Annotated in this window: 20 protein-coding genes; 6 read left to right on the top strand and 14 right to left on the bottom strand. The window is 72.6% G+C overall.

Annotation, left to right across the window (positions count from 1 at the left end):
* Nucleotides 1-211: 211 nt before the first annotated feature.
* The 14 genes from ACK8OX_RS18530 to ACK8OX_RS18465 all read right to left on the bottom strand — a co-directional run bounded on the left by ACK8OX_RS18530 (nucleotide 212) and on the right by ACK8OX_RS18465 (nucleotide 17,140).
* Nucleotides 212-1,189 carry a Bug family tripartite tricarboxylate transporter substrate binding protein gene (locus ACK8OX_RS18530; RefSeq protein WP_430665717.1) on the bottom strand — a complete coding sequence of 326 codons (978 nt, stop codon included), beginning with the start codon at nucleotides 1,187-1,189 and terminating at the stop codon, nucleotides 212-214.
* Complete coding sequence (locus ACK8OX_RS18525; RefSeq protein ID WP_430665716.1) at nucleotides 1,186-3,522, bottom strand: hypothetical protein; 2,337 nt, start codon at nucleotides 3,520-3,522, stop codon at nucleotides 1,186-1,188. The genes ACK8OX_RS18530 and ACK8OX_RS18525 overlap by 4 nt, the downstream gene beginning before the upstream one ends.
* 303 nt (nucleotides 3,523-3,825) lie before the next feature.
* Complete coding sequence (locus ACK8OX_RS18520) at nucleotides 3,826-4,827, bottom strand: YeiH family protein (RefSeq protein ID WP_430665715.1); 1,002 nt, start codon at nucleotides 4,825-4,827, stop codon at nucleotides 3,826-3,828.
* An 18-nt stretch (nucleotides 4,828-4,845) separates the two neighbouring features.
* On the bottom strand, nucleotides 4,846-5,862 hold the full coding sequence (locus tag ACK8OX_RS18515; protein ID WP_430665714.1) for a D-cysteine desulfhydrase: 1,017 nt from the start codon (nucleotides 5,860-5,862) through the stop codon (nucleotides 4,846-4,848).
* 19 nt (nucleotides 5,863-5,881) lie between these two features.
* Entirely contained in the window at nucleotides 5,882-6,871 is a 990-nt protein-coding gene (locus ACK8OX_RS18510) for an alcohol dehydrogenase catalytic domain-containing protein (RefSeq protein WP_430665713.1), read from the bottom strand.
* Nucleotides 6,872-6,881: 10 nt separating this feature from the next.
* Nucleotides 6,882-7,652, bottom strand: a complete 771-nt coding sequence (locus ACK8OX_RS18505; protein ID WP_430665712.1) for an SDR family NAD(P)-dependent oxidoreductase — start codon at nucleotides 7,650-7,652, stop codon at nucleotides 6,882-6,884.
* A complete protein-coding gene (locus ACK8OX_RS18500) occupies nucleotides 7,649-9,229 on the bottom strand; it encodes an ABC transporter substrate-binding protein (RefSeq protein WP_430665711.1) in 1,581 nt (526 codons plus the stop codon). Before ACK8OX_RS18500 ends, ACK8OX_RS18505 begins: the two co-directional genes overlap by 4 nt.
* A gap of 19 nt (nucleotides 9,230-9,248) precedes the next feature.
* Nucleotides 9,249-10,844, bottom strand: a complete 1,596-nt coding sequence (locus tag ACK8OX_RS18495) for an N-acyl-D-amino-acid deacylase family protein (RefSeq protein ID WP_430665710.1) — start codon at nucleotides 10,842-10,844, stop codon at nucleotides 9,249-9,251.
* Between the two features lies 1 nt (nucleotide 10,845).
* Complete coding sequence (locus ACK8OX_RS18490) at nucleotides 10,846-12,060, bottom strand: DegT/DnrJ/EryC1/StrS family aminotransferase (protein WP_430665709.1); 1,215 nt, start codon at nucleotides 12,058-12,060, stop codon at nucleotides 10,846-10,848.
* A complete protein-coding gene (gene hisD, locus ACK8OX_RS18485; RefSeq protein ID WP_430665708.1) occupies nucleotides 12,060-13,373 on the bottom strand; it encodes a histidinol dehydrogenase in 1,314 nt (437 codons plus the stop codon). The genes ACK8OX_RS18490 and hisD overlap by 1 nt, the downstream gene beginning before the upstream one ends.
* 231 nt (nucleotides 13,374-13,604) lie before the next feature.
* Nucleotides 13,605-14,654, bottom strand: a complete 1,050-nt coding sequence (locus ACK8OX_RS18480) for an ABC transporter substrate-binding protein (protein WP_430665707.1) — start codon at nucleotides 14,652-14,654, stop codon at nucleotides 13,605-13,607.
* 23 nt (nucleotides 14,655-14,677) lie between these two features.
* Entirely contained in the window at nucleotides 14,678-15,511 is an 834-nt protein-coding gene (locus tag ACK8OX_RS18475; RefSeq protein ID WP_430665706.1) for an ABC transporter ATP-binding protein, read from the bottom strand.
* Nucleotides 15,508-16,326, bottom strand: a complete 819-nt coding sequence (locus tag ACK8OX_RS18470; protein ID WP_430665705.1) for an ABC transporter permease — start codon at nucleotides 16,324-16,326, stop codon at nucleotides 15,508-15,510. The genes ACK8OX_RS18475 and ACK8OX_RS18470 overlap by 4 nt, the downstream gene beginning before the upstream one ends.
* Before the next feature lie 13 nt (nucleotides 16,327-16,339).
* On the bottom strand, nucleotides 16,340-17,140 hold the full coding sequence (locus ACK8OX_RS18465) for an ABC transporter permease (protein WP_430665704.1): 801 nt from the start codon (nucleotides 17,138-17,140) through the stop codon (nucleotides 16,340-16,342).
* A 142-nt stretch (nucleotides 17,141-17,282) separates the two neighbouring features.
* On the opposite strand from ACK8OX_RS18465, the gene ACK8OX_RS18460 reads away from it, so the two are divergent.
* From ACK8OX_RS18460 to ACK8OX_RS18435, 6 genes are all read left to right on the top strand, one after another.
* On the top strand, nucleotides 17,283-18,308 hold the full coding sequence (locus ACK8OX_RS18460) for a LacI family DNA-binding transcriptional regulator (protein ID WP_430665703.1): 1,026 nt from the start codon (nucleotides 17,283-17,285) through the stop codon (nucleotides 18,306-18,308).
* Nucleotides 18,309-18,741: 433 nt separating this feature from the next.
* Nucleotides 18,742-19,365 carry a cytochrome c3 family protein gene (locus tag ACK8OX_RS18455; protein WP_430665702.1) on the top strand — a complete coding sequence of 208 codons (624 nt, stop codon included), beginning with the start codon at nucleotides 18,742-18,744 and terminating at the stop codon, nucleotides 19,363-19,365.
* Between the two features lie 57 nt (nucleotides 19,366-19,422).
* Nucleotides 19,423-20,166 carry a cytochrome c oxidase assembly protein gene (locus tag ACK8OX_RS18450; protein WP_430665701.1) on the top strand — a complete coding sequence of 248 codons (744 nt, stop codon included), beginning with the start codon at nucleotides 19,423-19,425 and terminating at the stop codon, nucleotides 20,164-20,166.
* Nucleotides 20,163-21,149: a cytochrome c oxidase subunit II gene (gene coxB, locus ACK8OX_RS18445; protein ID WP_430665700.1), complete on the top strand. Its 987-nt coding sequence runs from the start codon at nucleotides 20,163-20,165 to the stop codon at nucleotides 21,147-21,149. Before ACK8OX_RS18450 ends, coxB begins: the two co-directional genes overlap by 4 nt.
* Nucleotides 21,149-23,701 (top strand): cbb3-type cytochrome c oxidase subunit I, encoded by a 2,553-nt coding sequence (locus ACK8OX_RS18440; RefSeq protein WP_430665699.1) that lies wholly within the window; start codon nucleotides 21,149-21,151, stop codon nucleotides 23,699-23,701. The genes coxB and ACK8OX_RS18440 overlap by 1 nt, the downstream gene beginning before the upstream one ends.
* Nucleotides 23,698-24,075: a hypothetical protein gene (locus tag ACK8OX_RS18435; RefSeq protein WP_430665698.1), complete on the top strand. Its 378-nt coding sequence runs from the start codon at nucleotides 23,698-23,700 to the stop codon at nucleotides 24,073-24,075. The genes ACK8OX_RS18440 and ACK8OX_RS18435 overlap by 4 nt, the downstream gene beginning before the upstream one ends.
* Nucleotides 24,076-24,102 lie beyond the last annotated feature (27 nt).

The raw sequence follows: 24,102 nt of genomic DNA, 5'->3' as shown, positions 1-24,102 counted from the left end.
GGCGTTGAAGGTGATCCGATGGCGGCGGGCGAAGCCCGCCGAGCCGCCGGATGGCGGCCGCCGCATCTGCGGCGAAGCCAAGGGCCGCGGATGCGGCCCGCCCGGCGTCTGAGGGGCGTGAATGTGTCAGCATTCACGCCGGTCAGTATGACACCCGCCGGCCGCACGCGCGGCCCCGTGCTTCCGCGAAGGGGCAGGGGCCGCCCCGCCGTCAGTCCACGCGCGCGCCCGTGGCGCGCAGGATGGGGCCCCAGCGCTCGAACTCGGCACGGTGCAGGGCGACCATCTCGTCGGGCGGTGTCAGGGTGACCAGGTCGAAGCCGATCTGCACCAGCCGCTGCCGGACCGCCTCGTCCTGCATCATGGCGTGCGTCGCCTCGTACATGCGCGTGATGACGGCGGGCGGCGTGCGGGCGACGGTGGAGACCCCTATCCAGGTGCTCATCTCATAGCCTGCGACGCCGCCCTCCTGCATGGTCGGCACGTCCGGCAGGAAGGGCGAGCGCCCGGCCGAGGTGACGGCGAGCGCCCGGAGCTCGCCGGAGCGGATGCCGCTGAGCAGCGTGGAGATGTTGAAGAAGGCGAAGTCCACCTCTCCCGTCGTCACGGCGATGATGCCCTGGGGCGCGCCGCGATAGGGGACGTGCGTCACCTCGATTCCGGTCATCTGCGCCATCATGGCGCCGGAGATGTGATGCGTGGTGCCGACCCCGCCCGAGGAATGGGTGAGACGCCCCGGTGCGGCGCGCGCGGCGGCGATGACCTCCGCGACGGACCGGAACCTGGAGGCACGCGGCACGACGAGTGCGTTGCTGACCGCGACCAGGCGCGTGACGGGCGCGAAGTCCCGCAGCGGATCGTAGGGCAGGTTCGCGTAGAGGTGCGGATTGAAGGCGATCGCGGTCTGACCGGTGATCGTCACCGTGTAGCCGTCCGGGGCCGCACGCGCGACCTGGCCGAGCGCAAGCGTGCCGTTCGCGGCGGGGCGGTTCTCGACGACCACCGGCTGGCCTAGCCGTGCCGCCCAGCCCTCCGCCAAGATGCGCGCCACGATGTCCACCGAACTGCCGGCCGCCAGCGGCGCCACCAGGGTGATGGGCCGCGTCGGCCATTGGCCCTGCGCGCGCGCCGAGGCCGGGACGGCGGCGGACCCCGCGGCGGCGAGGAGCAGGCTGCGGCGGCGCATCATCGGTCTCCTTGTCGAATGAGGTAGATGGGGCTCGACCAGATGACGGCGCCGTCCTCGAGCGTCGCGCGGAGGTAGAGCGCGTTGTCCACCCCAGCCCTGAGCGCGACGCGGCGGGAGAGGCGGATGCGGGTGTGCGGGTTCGCGTCCGGCAGCCGGAAGACGCGGATGCGCCGGCCGAGACCGCCCGCCTCGAAGGCGCGGTCCTCCAGCCCGATCTCCGCGACGGGCAGGCTCGCGGTCACCAGGTTCGTCGCGATCTCCAGCGTGCCGGCCGACGGGTTCTCCAGCATCGTCTCGAAGCCGCCGAAGCCGCCTGTCGTCACCGCCTCGAACGCCACGCGCTCGGCGCCGGGCGCGAAGGGCTTGTCCACGTTCCAGCGGTTGATGGCCGACGTCGCGCCGAAGCGGTTGCCGGCCACGGCGACGCTGCCCTTCCACAGGGTCTCGCGCCCGCGGCCACGATATTCCGACCCTTCCCAGATCACCCGGACGCGGCGGCCGAGGTCGGCGGCGGCGTAGGGGCGCCAGACCTCCAGCAGGTCGGTGCGGTTGCGCAGCTCAACACGTTCAACCGGGGCGCCGGCCAGGATGGTGGCCTCGAACAGCGCGTCGGCATCCGCGACGCCCGTCAGGATGTCGCCCATGATCGCCGTCGTGCTCCGCCCGATGGGCGCGCCGCCCAGTGCGGGGTCGTCCTCGTGCAGGTCGGCCGGCCCGGCGAGCGTGACCTTCACCTCGAGCAGCGCGCGTGTTGCCGCCGTGGTCGCGTAGTGGTGCCGCCGCTTCAGCGCCCGGAACAGCGCCGGGCGCGACAGCTCCTCCGCCAGGATGCAGGTGAGCCCGCCATAGGAGCCGAACTGCGAGGCGCCGGGATGCGAGGCGCCCTGCCGCCCCTTGTGGCCGTCGGAATTCGCCGCGACGCCGACGCGCGCGCCGACGGCGAACGCATCCTCCAGCAGCCAGTCGAAGGTTCCCCAGTCGGAATGCACCTCGACCGCCCGCTCCAGCTGGCGGTCATGCGCGTAGCGCAGGTTGGCGTAGCGGCCGCCGACATGGGGCTGGCAGAGCACGCCGTCCTCCCGCCGGAGCGCCGCGTGCAGCGCCTTCACGTCCAGCGCATCGTTGCCTGCGTCGGACAGGTCCTCGACCAGCGCGTGGCAGGAGCGGCGGATGGTGCGCCCTTCCTCGGCGAAGATCACGTTGCGGTCGCCGCCGAGCGCGGTGTTGCCGCTCCATTCGTAGCCCGGGAAGAACACGAAGCTGCCGGGCCGGTCGAACTCGGCGGTCAGGCGGTTCAGGTCGGCCCAGAACGCGCCGGTGATCTGGAAGTCGTTGCCCTGATGGCACATCGCATCGACGAAGGCGCAGTCGCGCGCGTATTCCGCCAGGCGCCGCGCGCTGTTGCTGCCCACCGTCTCGCCGGACTGGCCGTGCAGGTCGGCCCAGTAGGGCAGCAGATCCGCGCCCTCCAGGATGCGGATCGGGTTCGACGTGGCGAGCACCTTCCCTGCCTCGTCCACCCAATCCACCTGCAGGTCGCCTTGTGCCGCGGCATGCAGGCCATCCAGGCGATGCGCGCGCGCGCCGGCTGGCCAGTCCAGCACCTCCGGAAGGCCCTCGATCCTGCCGCCGCGGGCGCGAAGGCGGAAGCGGCCCGAGAGACGCCCGGTCGGGTTGCCCCAGGCATCGTCGGCGCGAAGGCCGAGCGCGAAGCTCTCCCCGACCCGCCGGGCCGTCGGCAGCACGGCGCGGTGCGTGGCGGCGTCGCCCGGCACGACGGACAGGCTCGGCTGGTCCGGCAGCAGCGCCCAGTTGCAGGTCGCGAACACGTCGGCCAGGACCAGGAAGCGGAACTCGTCCTCCGCATAGGTCTGCATCCGCAGGCCGGGCGAGCCGCCGCGCCGGTCGCCGAGGCGCACCGTGATCCTGTCCCCGGGCGAGAGGAAGCCGCGCTCCACCGCCACGGTGATGGTGCGGCTCCATGGCCGCATCGTGAGCTTCGGGTCGAAGGACAGACGCAGGACGGCGCCGTTCGAGGCCTCGGCCGAGACGTAGTTCGGCGCCTTGGGATCGGTGAACTGCGGACGAGCGAGGTCGGAGACCTGGCGCGTGCAGATGCGGAGCGAGCCGGTGTCGTCCACGCCGAAGCGGCCGGCGGTGAAGACGAGTTCGAAGGATGACCAGCTGCCGGCGACCACCGGCCCGGCCGGGGTGAGGGAGACCGCGCCGATCTCGGCCGCCATGTAGTCCGTGTGGTGCGCCGTGTGTCCCGCCCCGGCGCCGGGAATCGCGAGTTGCGCGCAGGGAGGGGCATGGCGGGCGGCGTCGGGCATGGAATTACCTCTGGCGGTCATCTGGAAGCGTATCGGTCATGCGAAAGGCCCGCAAACCGCTTTCGTCGTCGGCCAGCAGGGCAGGAATTCTTGTCGCCCGAATAGCTTGGGGGGGGCGACATGAGCCTCGCGCAGCACATCGCGCCGGAGGCGTTCCGAGGCGGCCTCCGAGGCCCGGCTGTGTCTCCTGCGAAGAACGACCGGTCATGGCAGTTCGCGCTCCTGGCCGACCCGATCACGCCATCCCACGTTCCAGACCTTCCCGTCGCCCATGTGCTGGCCACCCCGGTCGCCGATCCGACTTCAACCCGCCAGGGCAATGCCGGCCAGTGCAAGGGTCGCGATCAGGACCGTGCTGAGGGCGCCGAGCAGCAGCGGCCGCATGCCGCGCCGCCGCAGCTCCCTCGGATCGGTGGACAGGCCGAGCGCAGCGACCGAGGCGGCGAGCATGACGGGCACCACCTGCCGCGACGCCTCCGCCGCCACAGGCGGCAGCAGGCCGCTTGAGCCCCCCAAGACGAGGCCGAGGAACCCGAAGGCGAACCACGGCACCGGCACCCGCGCGGAAGGCCGGGAGGCCGCGCGCGCGGCAAGCAGGCCCAGCGCAAGCACGGCCGGGGCAAGCAGCACGACGCGGGCGAGCTTCATGATCGTCCCCGATTGCGACGCCTCCGGCCCACCCGCCGCGGCGGCGCCGACGGCCTGCACCACCTCGTGGATCGCAGCGCCCGCCCAGAGCCCGTAGGCGCGCGCCGAAAGGCCGAGCACCTCGCCGAGCAGCGGGAAGGCCAGCAGCGCCGCGGTGCCGCAGAGCGTGATGACGGCGAGCGCATAGGCCACGTCCTCGTCGCGGCCGCGCGCCACCTGGTTCGCGGCGACGATCGCGCTCGCGCCGCAGATCGCGGTGCCAGCGCCGATGAGCTGCGAGAGCGCCGGATCCACGCCGAGGCGGCGGCCGAGCCAGATCGTGCAGGGCAGCGTCACCGCGACGACGACGACCGCAAGCACCAGCGCCGCAGCGCCCAGCCCCGCCAGCTCGCCGAGCGTCACCTGCAGCCCGAGCAGCACGATAGCCGCGCGGAGGAAGGGTTTCGCGGCGAAGGCAATCCCGGGCCGGAGGGGCGCCGGACGGCCGAGACCGGCACCGAGCGCAATGCCGAGGAGAAGCGCCAGCACCACCGGGTTGAGCGCAGCGATGCCCGTCGCGTCCCGCAACCAGGTGCAGGCGAGCGCGACCGACAGGCAGAGTGCGAGGCCAGGCGCAATCCCGAGGCGGCGTGCCGGAGGTGCGGCAGGCGCGGTCATGCGACTCCCTCCGCTGTGTCACGCCACCTCGGCCGGCAGGTCGAAAGCCTCCGGGTAGCCGAACAGCCCGACCGCGCCGCCGGTGTGGAGGAAGACCACGTTGTCCTCCTTCCTGAAGCGTCCCTTCCGGATCAGGTCCACCAGACCCGCCATGCCCTTCCCGGAATAGACGGGATCGAGCAGGATGCCCTCCGTCTCCGCGACGAGCCTGATCGCCTCCACCATTCCCTGCGTCGGGATGCCGTAGCCCTGGCCGACATGGTCGCAATTCGCGACGACATGCTCCGCGCGCACGGTGCCGGCGGGCAGGCCGAGGTGGTCGGCGGTGCGCTGCGCGAGCGCCAGCACGTTCGCCTCCTGCTTCTCGCGCGGCGCGCGCACACCGATGCCGAGGACGGGAATGCCGCTGTTGAGCGCCACCAGCCCTGTCACGAGCCCGGCCTGGGTGCCCGCGCTGCCCGTGGCGTGGACCAGGTGGTCGATGCGCAGCCCAATCTCGGCCGCCTGGCTCACCAGTTCCAGCGCCGCCGCCACGTAGCCCAGCGCGCCGACCGGGTTCGAGCCGCCGCCCGGAATGACGTACGGACGCCGCCCCTCAGCCCGCATCCGGTCCGCGACCGCGTCGATTTCCGCCTGCATGTCCGACCCACCGGGGCGGCGCTCGATGCTCGCGCCGTGCAGCTTGTCGAGCAGGACGTTGCCAGACTGCGTGTAGGCCGCGTCGCGGTAGCCCGTGCGGTCCTCCAGCAGGATGCGGCAGGCCAGGCCGAGCTTCGCGCAGGCCGCCGCGGTCTGCCGTGCATGGTTGGACTGCGTCGCGCCCTGGGTGATCACGATGTCGGCGCCCTGCGCCACCGCTTCTGCCATCAGGTATTCGAGCTTGCGCGTCTTGTTCCCGCCCGTGGACAGCCCGGTGCAGTCGTCGCGCTTGATCCAGAGGCGCGGGCCGCCGAGCCGCGCGGAGAGGCGCTCCATCGGCTCGATCGGCGTCGGGCCGTGGCCGAGGCGGATACGGGGAAACCGGGCCAGGTTCATGGGACAGTCCTTCGGGTCATCAGGGGACCAGCACGAGTTTGGCGGCGGCGACCATGCCGGCATCGATATCGGCCACCGCCCGCGCGCCTTCGGCCAGCGGCCGGGTCTCGAGCCAGTCCAGCGCGCCCAGGCGCCCGGTGGCGAGCAGGCGGACCACGGTGCGGAATTCACCCGGCGTGTAGCAGTAGGTGCCGGTGAAGGTGATCTCCTGCAGCGTCAGGCGACGCACATCGAGGCCCTCGGCGCCGGGCAGCAGCCCCGCATGCACGATCACCCCGCCGGGCCGCGCCAGGCGGCTCGCGCTCGCGCGCGTTGCGGCGGCGCCGACCGCATCCAGGATCAGGTCGCAGGAGCCCTCCTCCGGCCCCTCCTCCGGCGCGCGCGCGAGGGCGACGCCGGCCCGCGCCGCCGTGGCGCGGCGGGCCAGGTTCGGCTCGATCAGCCAGGTTTCGCCTGCGCCGCCCTGGAGCAGCACCAGCGCGGCCGCAAGGCCGATCGCGCCGCCGCCCAGCACGAGGCAGCGCGCCGATGGCAGCGGACGGCCGAGCAGACGGGCCCCATGATGCACCGCGTGGTAGGAGACGGCGACCGGCTCCGCCAGCGCAGCCTGCGCGGCGGGCATCGCTTCCGGGATCTCGACCAGGTTCTCCTCCGGCGCGCGCACCAGTTCGGCGAAGGCGCCGGCGCGCGGCGGCATGGAAAGGATCTCCCGGCGTGGCGAGAGATGCGGGCGGCCTTCGCGCGCGAAGGGACAGTCGGCCGGCACGACCAGCGGGTTCACTGCGACGCGCCGCCCCGCCAGCTTCCCGGTCAGCACCCGTCCTGCCGCTTCGTGACCAAGGATGATGGGCACCGGCCGGCGCGGGTCATGCCCATGGATCGCGTGCATGTCGGAGCCGCAGATGCCGACCGCCTCGACGCGGATGATCGCCTCGCCGGCAGCCGGCGAAGGATCCTGCTCCTCGCGGTGGACGAGGCTGTTGGGGCCGGTCTGGACGAGGGCTTTCACGCGCGGAACCTCACTTGGCCAGGAAGCCGCCATCCACCGCCAGCACCTGGCCGGTGACATAGGCGGCGGCGTCGGAGGCGAGGAAGACCGCGGCGCCGTGCAGGTCCTCGAGCCGGCCGTTGCGGCCGATGCAGGTCTGCGCCGCAAGGCGGGCCGCGCGCTCGGCGTCGGCGAAGACCGGCGCCGTCAGTGGCGTCGGGAAGAAGCCCGGTGCGATGGCGTTGCAGGTGACGCCGTGGCGCGACCAGGCCTCGGCCATGGCGCGGGTCAGTTGCGTGATGCCGCCCTTGCCGGCGCCATAGGGTGCGCTGTCGGGAAAGGCACGGAAGGATTGCAGGGACGCCATGTTGATCACCCGCCCCCAGCCGCGCGCCGCCATGGCGGGGGCGAGCTTCTGCACAAGCAGGAAGGGCGCGCGGAGATGCAGCGCCATGTGCAGGTCGAACGCCTCGGCGGTGACCTGCGCGAAGGGTTGGCGCAGGTTCACGCCGGCGGCGTTGACCAGGATGTCGGGCGACGCGCCGAGCACGCCGAGCCGCGCCGCCACGCCCTCGGCCGCGTCCGGTGCGGCGAGGTCGGCGGCCACGCTCTCGGCCGCGATGTCCTCGGCGCGCAAGGACCGCACGGCCTCGTCGAGTTCCGCCGTCCGGCGCGCGCAGAGCACGACGCGGGCACCCGCGAGGCCGAGCGCGCGGGCGATGGCAAGCCCCAGTCCGGAATTCCCGCCGGTGACGAGCGCGTCGCGGCCGGAGAGGGAGAACAGGGGCGCCAGCCGGGTCATGCCGGGCGGATGTCCATCGCCAGCGTCCGCTCGTCGAGCCGCGGGGCGATGCGCAGGCCGCGCCGCGTCGCCCAGATGTTGACGAGGTTGTACAGCGGGATCACCGCGACATCCTCCGCCGCCATGCGCACCGCCTCCCGCAGAAGGGCATCGCGCGCCGCGTCGTCCATCGTCACCAGCGCGCGTTCCACGAGCGCGTCGAGGGCGGGGTTGGAGTAGCGGTGATGGTTGACCGCGCCGAGGAAGCGGGCGCGGTCGAAGGTGCCGACCACGTTCATCAGCGCGCCGATCGGATCGCCGGCGGTGGAGCCCCAGCCGATCAGGTGCATCGCGAATTCCTGCCGCGCCGCACGGCCCGGGAAGGTGGCCCAGGGCATGGGCCCCACCTCGGTCCTGACGCCGACGCGGGTCCACATCTGCGCGATGGCCTGGGCGGTGCGGCCGTCATTGGGATAGCGGTCGTTCGGCGTGTGCAGGGTGATTCGGAAGCCGTTCGGGAACCCGGCCTCGGCCAGCAGGCGGCGGGCGGTCTCGGGCTCATGCGGCGGCGGCGGCACCGCCGGATCGTGGCCCGGCGGGCCGGGTGGCAGCCACTGGCCTGCCGGACGGGCCGTCCCCTCCATCACCCGCTCGGCCAGCGCCGTGCGGTCGATCGCCAGCGAGAGGGCGCGACGCACGCGCACATCCAGCAGCGGGTTGGCGGCGAGGGGGCGGCCTTCGTGATCGCTGGTGAAGACGGGCGCCTCGCGCCGCGAGAAATCGGGACCGAGGAAGATCAGCCGTGCGCCCAGCTTCTCGGCCAGTTCCACGCGCCGCTCGCGGCGGACCCGCTCCAGATCGGCCGAGGGCACCTGGTCGATCACGTCCACATCGCCGGCGAGCACGGCGGCGAGCCGGGCGCTGTCGTTGGCGATCATCCGGTACGACACGCGCGCCCAGGGCTCCGCGCCGCGCCAGTAGGAGTCGTTCCGCGCCAGCTCGATGCGGTCCCCGGCCCGGAAGGAGACGAAGCGGTAGGGACCGGTGCCGATCGCCGCCCGGCCGCTGTTGAAATCCTCGGTGGAGGCGCCGGACGCGGCATGCCGCGCGATGATCGGGATGAAGGCGAGGTCGCTCGGCATGATCGGGTGCGGCCGCGCGGTGTGCAGGCGGATGGTGCGTGCATCCACGACCTCGGTGCGCATGATCGCGCGCAGGTAGACGCCGAAGCCGCCCGGGCTGTTCGGCACCTGCGGCGCACGCTCGATGGTGAAGGCGACGTCGTCGGCCGTGAACGGCCGTCCGTCGTGCCAGCGCACGCCGTCCCGCAGCCGGAACTCCCAAACGGTGTCGGACACGGCGCGCCAGCTCTCCGCAAGCCCCGGGACCAGCCGCGCATCCGGGGTGCGCTCCGTCAGGCGGTCGAAGATGTGGGACGCGACGGCGCTGTTGAAGGAGGCATTGAAGAAATGCGGGTCGATGGAGGTGACCGGCGCGCCGACGCCGATCGTCAGCGTCGTCCCCTGGGCGCGGGCGGGCAGGGCGGCAAGCGCCGGCAAGGCCAGCGCGGCGCGGCGCCCGATTGCGATTCTGTCCATGACCTGTTTCCTTCGTGGGTCAGCCGGCACGGCGGATGACGCGGCCGGGATTGGCGTCGGTGCGGCGGCCGTCCCGCAGCGTGGGAACCCCGCCGAGCACCACGTGCCGGAAGCCTTCCGGGTGCCGGCGCGGGTCATGGACGTCGCTGGTGTCGCGCACCGCGGCGGGGTCGAAGACGACGATGTCGGCGGCCGCCCCGGGCCTGATCCGGCCGCGATCCCCGAGGCCGAGCCGCTCGGCCGGCAGCGAGGTGATGCGCCGGATCGCCTCGGGCAGGGTCAGCACGGCAGCCTCGCGCACGTAGTGGCCCAGCAGCCGCGCCACCCACCCGTAGCCCGAGAGCGAGCCGATGGTGTCGGCCAGCGGGCCGTCGCGATTGAGCGCCTTGGTGTCCGACATCACCGCGCACTCCGCCTGCTGCAGGCAGAGCCGGATATCGGCATCGTCGAAGCCGGAGGAGGTCCACATGAGGCTGCCGAGCCCGTCGCCTTCCTCGGCCAGGAGGTCGAGGACGGCGTCCATGGGGTCGGCGTTCCGCCGCAGCCCGATCTCGCGGAAGGTCATGCCGACCAGACCGGGATTGGCGTTCGAACGCAGCAGGGCGATGCGGTCCCACTGTCGTTCGGCGACCAGCCGCCACATCGGCCGCGGGTTGTGCTTCATGGCCTCGCGCAGCGCCGGATCGCGCAGCCTCTCGAGCACCCGCGCCGGCCCGCCGTCCCGGGCCCAGGCCGGCAGGGAGGAGACGACGGAGGTGTGGTTCCAGTCATGCGGGATCACGTCGAAGGCGACGTCCACGCCCTCGCGCTTCGCGCGGTCCAGCAATTCCAGCGTGTGCGCCATCGCGTGCGGGGGCGCACCGTGTTTCGGCTGGATGTGGGAGATCTGCAGCCGGGCGCCGGCGGCCCGGGCCGTCGCCACCGCTTCCGTGAAGCCGAGGTCGTAGTGCACGTCGCGGTTGCGCACATGGGTGGCGTAGAGCCCGCCGCGCCGCGCGCAGACCTCGCAGAGGCCGACCACCTCCTCCAGCGGCGCCACGTTGCCGGGGAAGTATTCGAGGCCGGTGGTGAGGCCGAAGGCGCCCGCGTCGAACGCCTCCTCCGCCAGGCGCTGCATGGCGCGCAGCTCGTCGGGCGTGGTCGGGTCGATGGCGTCGCACTTGATGGCCTGCCGGAGCGCGCCATGGCCGACCATCGCCGCGACGTTGACGCCGAGCCCGGCGCGGTCGAGCCGGTCGAGATACTCGCCGAAGCTGCGCCAGTCGACGTCCACGCCGGCGTCGTGGAAGCCGATGAGCTGGCGCGGCGACATCGCGCCGGTGAAGGGCGCACAGGAGAATCCGCACTGCCCGATGACCTCCAGGGTGACGCCCTGGTGCACCTGGCTGTTGGCGCGGCCGTCCACCAGCAGCACGAAGTCCGAATGGGTGTGGATGTCGATGAAGCCGGGCGCCACGGCCAGCCCGTCGGCCTCCAGCACGTCCCGCGCCGCACCGTCCGGCAGGTCGGAGACGATCGCCGCGATGCGGCCGTCGCGCACCGCCACGTCGCCCCGGTAGGCAGGCCCGCCGCTGCCGTCCAGGACCGCGCCACCACGAATCAGCAGGTCGAACATCTCAATCTTTCCTGGCCAGGGCGAGCTCCGCCGCCACGATGAACGCGATCGTCGCGCAATCCGCCTCGGTCAGCGTCAGCGGGATGCGCATGTCGCAGAGACGCTCCAGCACCGCCTCCGTCGCCGGCGGCGTGTGAGGATCGGCAAGGTAGCGCCACTGGCCGGAAACGCTGGTGTAGCCCTCGGCCTGGCGCGCGCCGAACCACTTCAGGTAGACACCGCGCGCACGGCAGCCTGCGAGGAAGCGGGCGAAGGCCGTCTCCTCCAGCCCGGCGACCGCGAACTGGATGGAGCTCTGCACGAACTCCTCCTCCTGCGGGCGGCGTGGCAGGCGGATGCCCGGGACCGCGCCGAGCGAGGCGGCGAGGCGGCCATGGCGGTCGTTCCAGATCCGCGCGCGCTCGGCCAGCAGCGCGAGCTGCGGGCGCGCCACGGCGGCGACGAGGTTCGACATGCGCATGGAGTAGTTCGGCGTCACGTCCTTCCAGCGGGCGAAGACCTCGTCCGCGGGGCGCGCGCGATGCTGGCGGTAGAGCATGTAGCTGCCGGAATGGAGGACGGCGCGTGCCGCGACGTCCTCGTCGTCGGTCGCGATCAGCCCGCCCTCGCCGCCGTTGACGTGCTTGTAGGCCTGCAGGGAGAAGCAGCCGGCCTTGCCGAAGGTGCCCGTCGGGCGGCCCGCCCAGCCCGCGCCCATGGTGTGCGCGCAATCCTCGATGACGGTCACGCCAAGCCCGTCGCAGAGCGCCATGAGCCGGTTCATGTCGGCGATGTGCCCGCGCATGTGCGACAGCAGCAGGTGACGCGCGCCGCTCGCGCGGGCCTTCCGCTCGAGGTCGTCTAGGTCGATGACGAGGTCCGGCGTGACCTCCACCAGCACGTGCTCCGCCCCGGCATGCGCGATCGCGCCGGGCACGGGGGCCAGGGTGAAGGCGTTCATCAGCACCCTGTCGCCGGGCCGGACACCCGTGCAGAGCAGCGCCAGGAACATCGCGCTGCCGCAGGAATTCACCGCGACGCAGTAGCGCGTGCCGAGCTGCGCGGCGAACTCCGCCTCGAGCAGCGCGGCTTCCGAGGCATCGCCCAGCGTTTCGCCGTAGCGGTGCGTCCAGCCCGACCGCAGCACCCCCACGGCCGCCGCGATCCCCGCTTCCGGGACCGGCGGCGGCGCGCTGAGGTCGAGGGCGAGCCGCGGTGGACCGGGATCGTCCGGCATCACCGCGTCACCGGTTCGCCAAGGTCGAACGCCTGGCCCGGGAAGTAGCGGGCGAGGCGGATGTCGGCGGAGCGTGCATGCGCCTCCATCCCCTCCGCCCGGCTGATCCGTGCGGTGGCGAGCGCGACCTCGCGGGAGCCCTCGCGCGTGATGCGCTGCCAGGAGAGCGGCTTGAGGAACTTGTGGACCGAGAGCCCTGCCGAATAGCGGCCGGCGGCCTTGGTCGGCAGGATGTGGTTCGGCCCCGTCGCCTTGTCGCCAAAGGCCACCGTCGTCTCCTCGCCCAGGAAGAGCGAGCCGTAGTTGCGGAGGTTCGCGAGCCACCAGGCGGGATCGGCGGCCTGCACCTGCAGGTGCTCGCAGCAATAGCCGTCGGAGACCTCCACCGCCTCCTCCCGCGTCGAGCACAGCACCACCTCCCCGAAGTCGCGCCAGGCGGCGCCGGCCGCGTCGCGGGCGGTGGGCGGAAGGGCGGCCACCAGCTCGGGGACGCGGCGCATCACGGCCTCGGCCAGCGCGCGCTCGGTGGTGACCAGCCAGCCCGGGCTCTCATGCCCGTGTTCCATCTGTGCGACGAGATCCACCGCGACCACCTCGGGGTCGGCGGTGGCATCCGCGATGACCGCGACCTCTGACGGGCCGGCGAAGACGTCGATCCCGACCTTGCCGTAGAGCTGGCGCTTGGCCTCCGCCACGAACTTGTTCCCGGGTCCCACCACGATGTCGGCCGGCTTGCCGGTGAACAGCCCGTGGGCGAGCGCCGCAATCGCCTGCACGCCGCCCAGCGTCAGGATCGCGTCCGCCCCGGCACGGCGGAGCGCGTAGAGCACAGCCGGGTGGATGCCCTCGCCCCCCCGCGGGCCGGAGCAGGCGATCACGGTGGGAACTCCGGCGGCCTTGGCGGTCGCGACGCCCATGTAGGCGGAGGCGATGTGGGCGTAGCGCCCGGCCGGCACGTAGCAACCCGCGACCGCCACCGGCACCAGCCGCTGGCCCGCCACCACGCCGGGCGAGAGCTCCACCTCGAAATCGCGCGTGCTGGCGCGCTGGGCCTCGGCGAAGCGGCGCACGCGGTCCACGGCGAAGTCGATATCGCGCCTGAGGGCGGCAGGGACTTCGGCGGCGCGGCGGTCCGCCTCTGCCGCCGGCACGACGATCCCGCCCGTCCAGGCATCGAGCCTGGCCGCATACTCGCGCACCGCGGCCTCGCCGCCGGCGGCGATGGCGGCGAGCATCGCCTCGACCACCGGGCGGGCCTCGGCGGTGGTGTCCTCGGCAGTGCGCGCTGCGCGCTTGAGGTATTCGATGGCCATGACCGCTTTCCTTCCGGGGCCTCGGCCCCGCTCATCCCGCCGCAACGCGCGGACGGCCCGCGCGCCGGTGGCGCGGCCGTCCCGCACCGCGGCGGTGCCGTTGACGATGGGGTGGAGCAGCCCGGCAGGCGGCGCCTCGGGCGCTGCCGGCGTGCCAGGACCGGCCACCCGGCCGGGGCCGAAGACCACCAGGCCGGCGAAGGCGCCGCCGGGGCGTCCCGCCCGTCGCTCTCACGCAGCCGGCTGGTTCAGCGCGAAGGCGCGCAGCCGCGGGTCGGCGGCGATGCGCTTCAGCACGTCGTCGGTCAGGTAGGCCGAGGGCGGCGGGGGGTTCTGCACCGTGCCGACCTGGGCGAGGAAGGTGGACAGGCCCTCGTACCAGCGATCCGCCTGCGACGGGCCGGAGGCGCGGTCCATCAGGCGCATCTGCTCCTCGAGGGTGAAGGTCGGCCGCCGCTCGATCTCGGCGCGCAGCGCTCCCTCGCTCACCGTGACGCCGCCCGCCTGATAGAAGCGGTTCATGGACTGCACCGCGGCGTCGCGGTTCGCCTTGGTCCAGGCGATGCCGCGAAGGAAGACGGCGAGGTACCGCGCCACCATGTCCGGGTTCGTGCGCAGGAATTCATCGCGCGCGATGACGTTCGATGGCACGATTGCGCCCGCATCGCTGCCCGAGCAGAAGGGCACGGCGTTCATGCGCTCCTCCGCCGTGTAGATGTTCGGAGCCCAGAGGCCCGCCACGCGTCCCTCTCCGGTCGAGAAGGCCGAGAGGATCTGCGCCTGGTTCAGGTTCACCACCTGCACGTCGGCGCGGCCGAGCCCCCAGCGCTGCAGGCAGTTCTGCAGCACGTAGTCCACGGTGGTGTTGACCGTGATCAGGATGCGCTGGCCGCGCAGGCTGGCCGGATTGGCGCGCAGCGCCTCGACCTCGGCGCGGCGCACCATCAGCGTGTTGGTGGCGCTCTCGTCGTTCGAGATCGCGATGGTGCGGATGTTGAAGCGCGCCGCGCCCAGCACGCCCGGCGCCGAGCCGGTGACGCCCACGTCCCAGGTTCCGGCGGCCGCGGCAGCGATCTGCGGCGGGCCGGCCGGGAAGGAGGAGAAGTTCGGCTCGATGCCCATCTGGCGCCACCAGCCCTGCTCGGTGGCCAGGTGCAGCGGGAACATCGAGTAGAGAGCCGGCTGCATCGAGATGTTCAGCCGGGTCAACCCCTGTGCCCGCACCAGCGCGGGCGCGGCGAGGATGGTGCCCGCCGCTGCGAGAAGGGTCCTGCGGTACATGCCTGTCTCTCCTCTCTTGTCCGTCACTCGGCCAGTGCGCGGACCGGCGCCGGGGCGGGCTGCGCCGGCTTCTCCTGCTCGCGGGCCTTGAGCAGCTTCCAGATGCGGCTGCGCATGTGCGTGAAGGCGGGCGTGTCCATCACCTCCTCGATCGGCATCTCCTCCCACGCGCCCCTGGCGCGGAGCGGCCTGATGTCGATCGTCTCGATGATGCGGCCGGGCTTGCGGCCCATGACCACGACGCGGTCGGCGAGGTAGATCGCCTCGTCCACCGCATGGGTGATGAAGATGACGGTCCGCGGGTTCCGCCGCGCGAGCCGCACCAGCTCCTCCTGCATCACGATGCGCGTCTGCGCGTCCAGCGCGCCGAACGGCTCGTCCATCAGCAGGGCGGCGGGATTCATGACATAGGCGCGCGCGATGGCGACGCGCTGCTGCATGCCGCCCGAGAGCTGGTGGGGGAAGCTGTCCTCGTGGCCGGAAAGGCCCATGAGCTCGATGTAGCGTGCGATGGCGGCTTCTGCTTCGGCCTTCGGCGTTCCCCTGCACATCAGGCCGAAGCCCATGTTCTCGCGCACCGTCTTCCAGGGCAGCAGCGCGAATTGCTGGAAGACCACGGCGCGCTCCGGGCCCGGTCCCTCGACCTCCCTGCCGCCCACCAGCACGCGGCCGTCGGTCGGGAAGTCGAGACCGGCGGCCATGCGCATCAGCGTCGTCTTGCCGCAGCCCGAGGGACCGACGATCGCGACGAACTCCTTCTCCTCGATCCGCAGGTCGATGCGGTCGATGGCCAGGAATTCGCCGCCCTTCGGGAGCGGGAAGCGCCGGGTGACGCCCTCGAAGACGATCTCGCTCATGACTGTCCCCACCTGCGCTTGAACGCCGATTCGACCGCGCGCAGCGCCACGTCGATGGCGAAGCCGACCACCCCGATGCCGATCATCCCCGCGATGACGACGGAGGTGGCGAGGTTGCCCTGACCCTGCACCATGAGGTAGCCGAGGCCCGCGCCGACCACGATCAGCTCGGACCCAACGAGCGACTGCCAGCCGAGACCAGCCGAGACGCGCAGCCCGGCGATGATGGAGGGCAGCGCGCCCGGGATCAGCACATGCGCCATCACCTGGCGCGAGGAGGCGCCCAGCGTCTGTGCCGCCTCGACGAAGCGCGGCTCGACCAGCCGGGCGCCGCGGTAGGCGCTGATCACACAAGGGGCGAAGGCGCCGACGAAGATGATGAGCAGCGGCCCGCCTATCCCGGTGCCGAACCAGAGCGCGGCCAGCGGCACCCAGGCGAGCGGCGCGACGAAGCGGATCGCATCGAAGAGCGGCGTCACGATCTCATCGAGCAGCCGGTACCAGCCCATCAGCAGCCCGAGCGGGATGCCGATGCCGACCGCGATCGCCCAGCCCATGAGGAAGCGCCCGATCGAGGCTGTCAGGTGTTCGGCATAGACGTGCCCCGCGAAGGGCTGGTGCCAGAGCCGAACCAGCGTCTCCCATACCGTGGCCGGCGAGGGGAGCAGGTTCGACGGCAGCCAGCCCGAGGCTGCCACGCCCGACCAGGCTGCGAAGAACAGGGCGAAGCCGACGATCGTCAGCGCCCAGAACTCGCCCAGGCCGAGCGAGGTGCCCATCGGGCCCAGGAAGTTGCGGTCGCGCCGCTTGGCCATCGCCGCTTCTCCCTCAGACCGCCGGGCGCCAGTTCAGCACGCGACGCTCGACGCGCCCGAGCAGCCAGGTCGTCGCGGCGCCGCAGGCCGCGACGGCGGCCATGCCGACCAGGATCATGCCCGGGAAGATGTCCTGGCCCGCTACGTTCAGCACGCGGCCGAGGCCGAAGAAGGCGCCCACCAGTTCAGCGGCGACCAGCGTCGTCCAGCTTGCCTGGAGCGACAGGCGCAGCCCCGTGAAGATCAGCGGCATGGCGCCCGGGATCACCACGTGGCGGAGCACCTGCGGCGTCGACGCCCCCTGTGTGCGGGCGGCGGCGATCAGCACCGGATCCACGCCGCGCACCCCGGTGAAGGCATTGATGACGGATGGAACGAAGGCGGTCAGCCAGATGACGAAGACCTTGCCCGCGTCGCCGAGCCCGAACCAAACGATCGCAAGCGGGATCCAGGCCAGCGCCGGGATCGGGCGCAGCAGCAGGAAGATCGGGTTGATCAGCGCCTCGGCCCGGCGGCTCCAACCCATCAGCAGGCCGAGCGGCACGCCGGTGAGGACGGCGACGGCAAAGCCCTTCGCGACCAGCCAGAGGCTCTGCACCGCGTGCTGCCAGAGCGTCGCGCCGCCATAGCCCTGTCCGGTGCTGATCTGCGCCAGCGCGGCCCATACCTCGTGCGGGGCCGGCAGGCGGAGCGGGTTCAGGAGGCGCAGGCCGCTGGTCGCGAGCCACCAGAGGGCGAGGGCGCCGGCAACCGTCGCCAGGCCGACGAGGACGCTGCGCGGCGGACGCAGCGGACCGAAGCCGCGGGTTGACATTGCTCGGCTCTGCAAAGGACGATCCCTCGCGAGAAATATTTTCAGAATGCTTTCACGGAGCAAGGGGCGTGTCAAAGGAGAAGTGCGAGTAAGACACGTTTACGGTCTTGAAAGATTTTTCAGTCAGTGGGAGGATGGCCGCATGTCCCGCCGCAACCGTCCCCGGCTTGCCGACATCGCCGCGGCTGCCGGCGTGTCGCTCGCCACCGCCTCCCGCACGCTTTCGCAGCCCGGCATCGTCAGCCCGGGGACGCGCAGCCGCGTCCGGGCTGCCGTCGCCGAACTCGGCGGCGCCTGGCCCGGCGCGGGCGCACGGGCCGCTGGCGATGCCGGCGTTGCCGCCGTGGTGCCCACCCTCGACAACGCCATCTTCTCCCGCTGCCTCCAGGCCATGCAGGCACGGCTTGCCGAAGCCGGGCGCCACCTCCTCGTCGCATCCTCGGATTACCACCCGGAGACGGAGACCTCCGTGATCCGCGGCCTGCTCGCGCGCGGCGTGGACGGCCTCATCCTCGTCGGGGCGCAGCGCCCGGCGGAGGCCTGGACGCTGCTGGAGGGCGCCGGCGTGCCGGTGGTGCTGACCTGGTGCGGCGACCCGCGCTTCGACGGCGTGACCGTGGACAGCCGAGCCGCCGGGCGCCTGGCCGCCGAACACCTGCTCGGGCTCGGCCACACGCGGCTCGGGGTGGTCTGTGGCGCGACCCGATTCAACGACCGCCAGCGCGCGCGCCTCGACGGCGTGCGGGAGGCGCTGGCCGCCCAGGGCCTCGACCTTCCGGAGTGGCGGGTCAGCGAGCAGGACTTCACCCTTGCCGGGGGGCGTGCCGGCTGCTCGGCCCTGCTCGCCCTCGGCGAACCGCCGACGGCGATCGTCTGCGGCATAGACCAGCTCGCCGTCGGGTGCCTCGTGGAGGCACAGGCGCGCGGGATCTCGGTTCCGGGCGAACTCTCGGTCGTCGGGATCGACAACCTCGAGATGGCGGCGCACCTGTCGCCGGCGCTGACCACCGTGCACATCCCGACGGCGCGGATCGGCGCGGCGGCGGCGGAGCGGATCCTCGAGCGCCTGGACGGCGCGGACGGGCCGCGCCGCACGGAGCTCCCCATCGAACTCGTCGTGCGGCGATCCTCGGGCGTGCCCCAGGCAGCGACGGGGAGTGCCGCATGATCGGCCGGAAGCCCGGGGTGCCGGGCGGCATGGGCCCGCTCGCCTACGCGGAGGCCATGTAGCCGAACCATTCCCTCGGGCGCCCGGGGCCATCTTCCGGTTCCGGCACAGGCGCGGCCGGCAACCCGGTTTGCACGCACGTCCATGGCCCGTTCGATGCGCGGCTCCAGCAACCGCCGGACGGGCAGGGTGCGAAAGGTGACGACAGCGCCCGCTGTTTCCCTCCCGCGTCCCCGGCTCGATCCGACGCCCCGCCAGGCGGCTGCCGCCATGAGCGGAGCGTCACCCACCGCGGGGCGGATGTCCTCGCGCACGAGGAGGGGCGGCGAGAACCCCGGTGCCACCCGGAGCGTTGCCGGCCGATATCGCCAAGCCCGAGGCCATGCCGCAACTCTTCTCTCCCCGGGCTGACCGCCGGCTCAGGATGGCAGCCGTGCTTGGCGCCCTCGGGGCTTTGGCGACCGCCGCGGCGGCCTTCGCCTTCGTCCGCTCCGACCGCGCCTGGGGGGTGGGGGAGGCGGCGCCGCAACCCATCCCGTACAGCCACCAGGTCCATGTCGGGCAACTCGGCCTCGACTGCCGCTACTGCCATGCGGGGGTCGAGCGCGCCGCCGCGGCGGGGATGCCGACGGCGGAGACCTGCCTCGGCTGTCATCGGGCGGTCTGGAACGTCACCGCCCAGTTCGCGCCCCTGGAAAGCGCGCTCGCCCTCGGGGCGCCCGTCGTCTGGAGTTCCGTCCACCGCCTGCCGGAGCATGTGCGCTTCCACCACGGTGCGCATGTCGCCGCCGGCCTGGGTTGCGGGACCTGCCACGGGGAGGTGCAGGCCATGCCGCGCACGGTGAAGGTCCATCCCATGTCCATGGGCTGGTGCCTGGACTGCCACCGCGACCCGCGGGCGCGGCTGCCGCCGGAGGCCGGCATCGTCGCCCTTCCGGGCGCGGTGGCCGATGCGATGGGACCGGGAGCCTCGGCCCGGGCGGTGGCGGCGCAGCGGGTGGAGCATTTCGGCGTGGAGATCCCGCCGCTCACGCGCTGCTCGACATGCCATCGATGAGGGGCGGGCACCTTCACGGCGCTGCCGCGTTCCCCCGCCGGTGCAGGAGGGGAACGGATGCCGCGGTCCGTCGCTGACACGCCATATTGCGGCGTCCCGCCCCTGCCCGGGGATGTGGCCTGGAACCTCGACCCCTGGCTCGGGGGGGCGCTGCTGGCAGGCCTGCTGCTGGGCTGGCGCGCGGCCGGGCGCGGGGGCGACCGGCGCTCCCTCCTCCTCGGCTGGGGGGTGCTGGCGGGGCTGCTGCTCTCTCCCCTGTGCAACCTCTCGGTCGCGCTCTTCTCCGCGCGCGTCGCGCAGCATGTGGTGATCCTGGCGATCGCGGCGCCGCTGCTGGCGGTGGCGCTGCCGCTCCGGCGGGGTTTCGGCGTCGGCCGGCTGGCGATCGCGGCCGGCATCTTCGCAGCGACGCTCTGGGCCTGGCACCTGCCTGCCCCCTACGCGCTGACCTTCCGTTCCGAGCTTGCCTACTGGTCGATGCAGGCCAGCCTGGTGGCCGCCGCCACCTGGCTCTGGCGCGGCCTGCTGCTCGGGGCCGCGGCGCGGCCCGAGGCGGTGCTGATGGCAGGGATCGCGACCGCGGCGCAGATGGGCGCGCTCGGGGCGCTGCTCACCTTCGCGCCCCGGCCGCTGTTTGCGCCGCATGCCCTCTCCTCCCTGCCCTGGGGGCTGACGGCGCTGGAGGATCAGCAACTCGGCGGGCTGCTGATGTGGGTGCCCGGCGGGCTCGCCTTCGCCCTCGTCGCGCTGCCCGCCCTGGCCCGGGCACTGCGCGGCGAGGTGGGGGCGCTCCGTCCTTGAGGCGTCTCCTCCCCCCCCTGCCGCTGGTTCCCCCCCTGCTGCTGGCCGGCTGCTCCGGCGTGCAGACGCCGCTTGATCCCTATGGCAGCGAGGCGGAGCGCATCGCGCATCTCACCTGGGTCCTGTTCGTCGGCGGCACCGCCATCTTCGGCCTGGTGATGGCGCTGCTGGCCGCGGCCCTGGTCGCGCCGGGATGGATGCGGGGCCTCCTGGGCTCCCGCCGCTTCGTCATCGGGGGCGGCATCGTCTTCCCGGCCGTCACGCTGGCGGCGCTGCTCCTCTACTCCCTCGGCACCTCCCGCGCGCTCGTGACCCCGCGGGGCGACGCGCCGCTGCGGATCGAGGTGATCGGGCGGCAATACTGGTGGGAGGTGCGCTACCCGGACCTCGGCGAGGGCGCGGTGACCGCCAACGAGATCCGCCTCCCGCGCGGGCGGGAGGTGGAGCTGCACCTCTCCTCGGCGGACGTGATCCATTCGCTCTGGATCCCGAACCTGCATGGGAAGATGGACATGATCCCGGGCCGGGTGAACCGGCAGCGGTTCACGGCGGAGCGCACCGGCGTGCTGCGCGGCCAATGCACGGAGTTCTGCGGCCTTCAGCACAGCCTGATGGCCTTCTGGGCGGTGGTGCAGGAGCCGGAGGAGTTCGAGGCCTGGGTCGCGCGCCAGCGCGAGCCGGTGCCGCCGCCCGAGGGCGAGGTGGCGGCGCGGGGCATGCGCGTCTTCGGCGAGGCCGGCTGCGGCGCCTGCCATGCGGTGCGCGGCACGGAATGGCAGGCGCGGCTGGGCCCCGACCTGTCGCGCATCGGCTCGCGCCTGTCGCTCGCGGCCGGCGTGCTGGACAACCACCGCGGCACGCTGGCCGGCTGGATCGCGGGCGCGCAGGACATCAAGCGCGGCAATTCGATGCCCGCCTATGGCCGCGCGCTCGACGGCGGGGAGCTGCTGGCGCTCGCCACCTGGCTCGAGGGGTTGCGGTGATGGATGGCGCCGCGCCCGATGCCGCGGCGGCGCGCACGCCCAATCCCGTCCCGCGTCCGCCGGAGGAGCTGGAGCGGCTGCGCGCCGCGTGGCGCATGCCGCGCGGCATCGGGATCCTGACCGAATACAACAACAACCTGATCGGCCCGCTCTTCGTCGGCACGGCGCTGCTGTTCTTCCTGCTCGCGGGCGTGCTCGGGCTGATCATCCGCGCGCAGCTCGCCTTCCCCGGCATGCAGATCGTCGACCCCGCGATCTACAACCAGGTCTTCACCACCCATGGCACGGTGATGATGTTCCTGTTCGCCGTGCCGGCGGTGGAGGCGGTGGCGATCACGCTGCTGCCCGCCATGCTGGGGACGCGGGAGCTGCCCTTCCCGCGCCTCGGCGCCTATGCCTACCTGATCTACCTGATGGGCGGGCTGTTCTTCTACGGCTCCATATTCTTCGGCGCGGCGCCCGACGGCGGGTGGTTCATGTATCCGCCGCTGACCAGCAAGCATTACTCGCCCGGCATCAACACCGACATGTACCTGCTGGGCATCGGCTTCATCGAGATCTCGGCCATCGCCGGCGCGATCGAGCTGATCGTCGGCATCCTGCGCTGCCGCGCGCCAGGCATGACGCTGGGGCGGATGCCGGTCTACGCCTGGGGCATGCTGGTCTTCGCGGGCATGGTGGTCTTCGCCTTCCCCGCCGTCATCATCGCGTCCACGCTGCTGGAACTGGAACGCGCCTTCGGCTGGCCCTTCTTCCTGCCCGAGCGGGGCGGCGACCCGCTGCTGTGGCAGCACCTGTTCTGGTTCTTCGGCCATCCGGAAGTCTATGTCATCTTCCTGCCGGCGGCGGCCATGGTGTCCATGATCGTGCCGACCATGGCGGGTGCGCGGCTGCAGGCGCACGGGCTTGTGGTGATGGCGCTGGTGGGCACCGCCATCATCTCCTTCGGGCTCTGGGTGCACCACATGTACGCCACGGGCATCCCGGCGCTTTCGCTTTCCTTCTTCGCCGCGGCGGGCTTCGCCGTCTCCGTCCCCTCCGGCCTGCAGGTCTTCGCCTGGATCGCCACCTTCGCGAGCGGCGGGCGGGTGAAGTGGGAGGTGCCGACGCTGTTCATGCTCGGCTTCCTGTTCATCTTCGTCCTCGGCGGGCTGACGGGCGTGATGGTCTCCGTCACGCCGTTCGACTGGCAGGCGCACGACACCTACTTCATCGTGGCGCACCTGCACTACGTGCTGATCGGCGGCATGGTCTTCCCGCTGCTCGGCGCGCTGTACTACTGGGCGCCGGCGGTCGGCGCCGCGCTGTCGGACCGGCTGGGCAGGCTCGCCTTCTGGCTGCTCTTCCTCGGCACCAACCTGACCTTCTTCCCGATGCATGTCAGCGGGCTGATGGGGATGCCGCGGCGCATCTACACCTATCCCGCCGGCATGGGGCTCGAGCTCTGGAACCTGCTCTCCTCGATCGGCGCGGCGGTCTTCGCGCTCGGCGCGCTGGTGCTGCTGGTGGACGTCGTGCTGCATTTCCGGCCGAGCGCGCCGGAGGGCCAGCCCCGCAACTACTGGGGCGCGGGCACCACCGAATGGCTGAACAACGACAACTACGGCCCGCGCTCCATCCCTCGCATCCGGGACCGCTACCCGCTCTGGGCCGACCCGGGCCTGGCGCGGCAGGTGGATGAGGGCGCGCACTACCTGCCCATGTCCGCCACCGGCCGGCGCGAGGCGCTGGTGACCTCCCCGGCCGAGGCGGTGCCGCAATATGTCGCGGTGCTGCCCCGGCCGGGCTGGGGCCATGTGGTCGCGGCGGTCGGCACCTGCGGCTTCTTCTTCGCGCTGACCGGGGAGTTCCTGATCGAGGCCGCCCTGTGCTTCCTGCTCGGCCTCGGCGGCGTGCTCTGGTGGCTGTGGCACGGCACGGATTTCGGGCCGCTCCAGCCGCGGGCCGTGGACATCGGCGACGGCATCCGCCTGCCCACCTTCGCGACGGGGCCGGTGAGCCATTCCTGGTGGGCGATGGTCACGCTCATGCTGGTGATGGGCACCGCCTTCGCCTGCCTGCTGGGAAGCTGGCTGTTCCTCTGGCTGGTCAATGGCGACGCCATGTGGCCGCCGCCCGGCATGGGCATTCCCGCGGGCGGCTTCGGGCTGGTGGCATCCGGCCTCTACGCCGGCGGCGGGTTCCTCGCCTGGGCGGCGGCGCGGCTGCTCGGCCGCGGCTGGCGCTGGCCACTGCGTGGCGCCCTGCTCGCCTCGGCGGGCGCCTTCGCCGTTGGCGCGGCTGCGGATGGCTGGGCGCTCTGGTCCGCCGGCATCCGCCCCGGGGAACATGCGTATGGCGCCGCCTCCTTCGCCATCTTCGCCTGGCAGGCGATGCATGTGGCGGTCGTGGCGCTGATGCTCCTCTACACGCTGGCGCGGTCCTTCGCCGGCCTGCTTGGCCGGGAACGGCGGCTCACCATGGACAATGCGATGCTCTTCGCCCTCTACACCGCCGGCCAGGGCATCGCCGGCCTCGCCCTGCTGCACCTGTTCCCGAGGCTGCTGGCATGAGCGGCATGGCGGGCAGGGCCGGGCGGCCGGTCCTCGGGATCCTGGCGAGCGTGCTCGGGCTCGCGGTCTGGGCCGCGCATTTCGGCCTGGTCTACGCCACGAACGCGGTGGCCTGCGCGCGGGGGCTGGCGGGCACCAGGCTGCTCGGCCTGCCTTTCGTGCCGGTGGCCGTCACGGTGCTCACGCTCGTCGCGCTCGCGGCGCTGGCCTGGGTGATGCGCGCCGCGCTCGCCCGGCTCGACCCTCCGCTCGACGAGGGCGGGGAGGCGGAGCCGCGCTTCACGCGCTGGTTCGCCTTCGCCACCGCCGCGCTGGCCGCGCTGGCGGTGTCATTCCAGGGCATCCCGGCGCTGGTGGTGCCGCCATGCGGATAGCGCCTGGTCCGCGGCGGCGGAACCGCC

This window comes from Falsiroseomonas sp. CW058, assembly GCF_050563535.1.
GTDB lineage: Bacteria > Pseudomonadota > Alphaproteobacteria > Acetobacterales > Acetobacteraceae > Falsiroseomonas.
The sequence above is the reverse complement of the archived record's forward strand: the minus strand, read 5'-3'. Positions and strand labels throughout refer to the sequence as shown.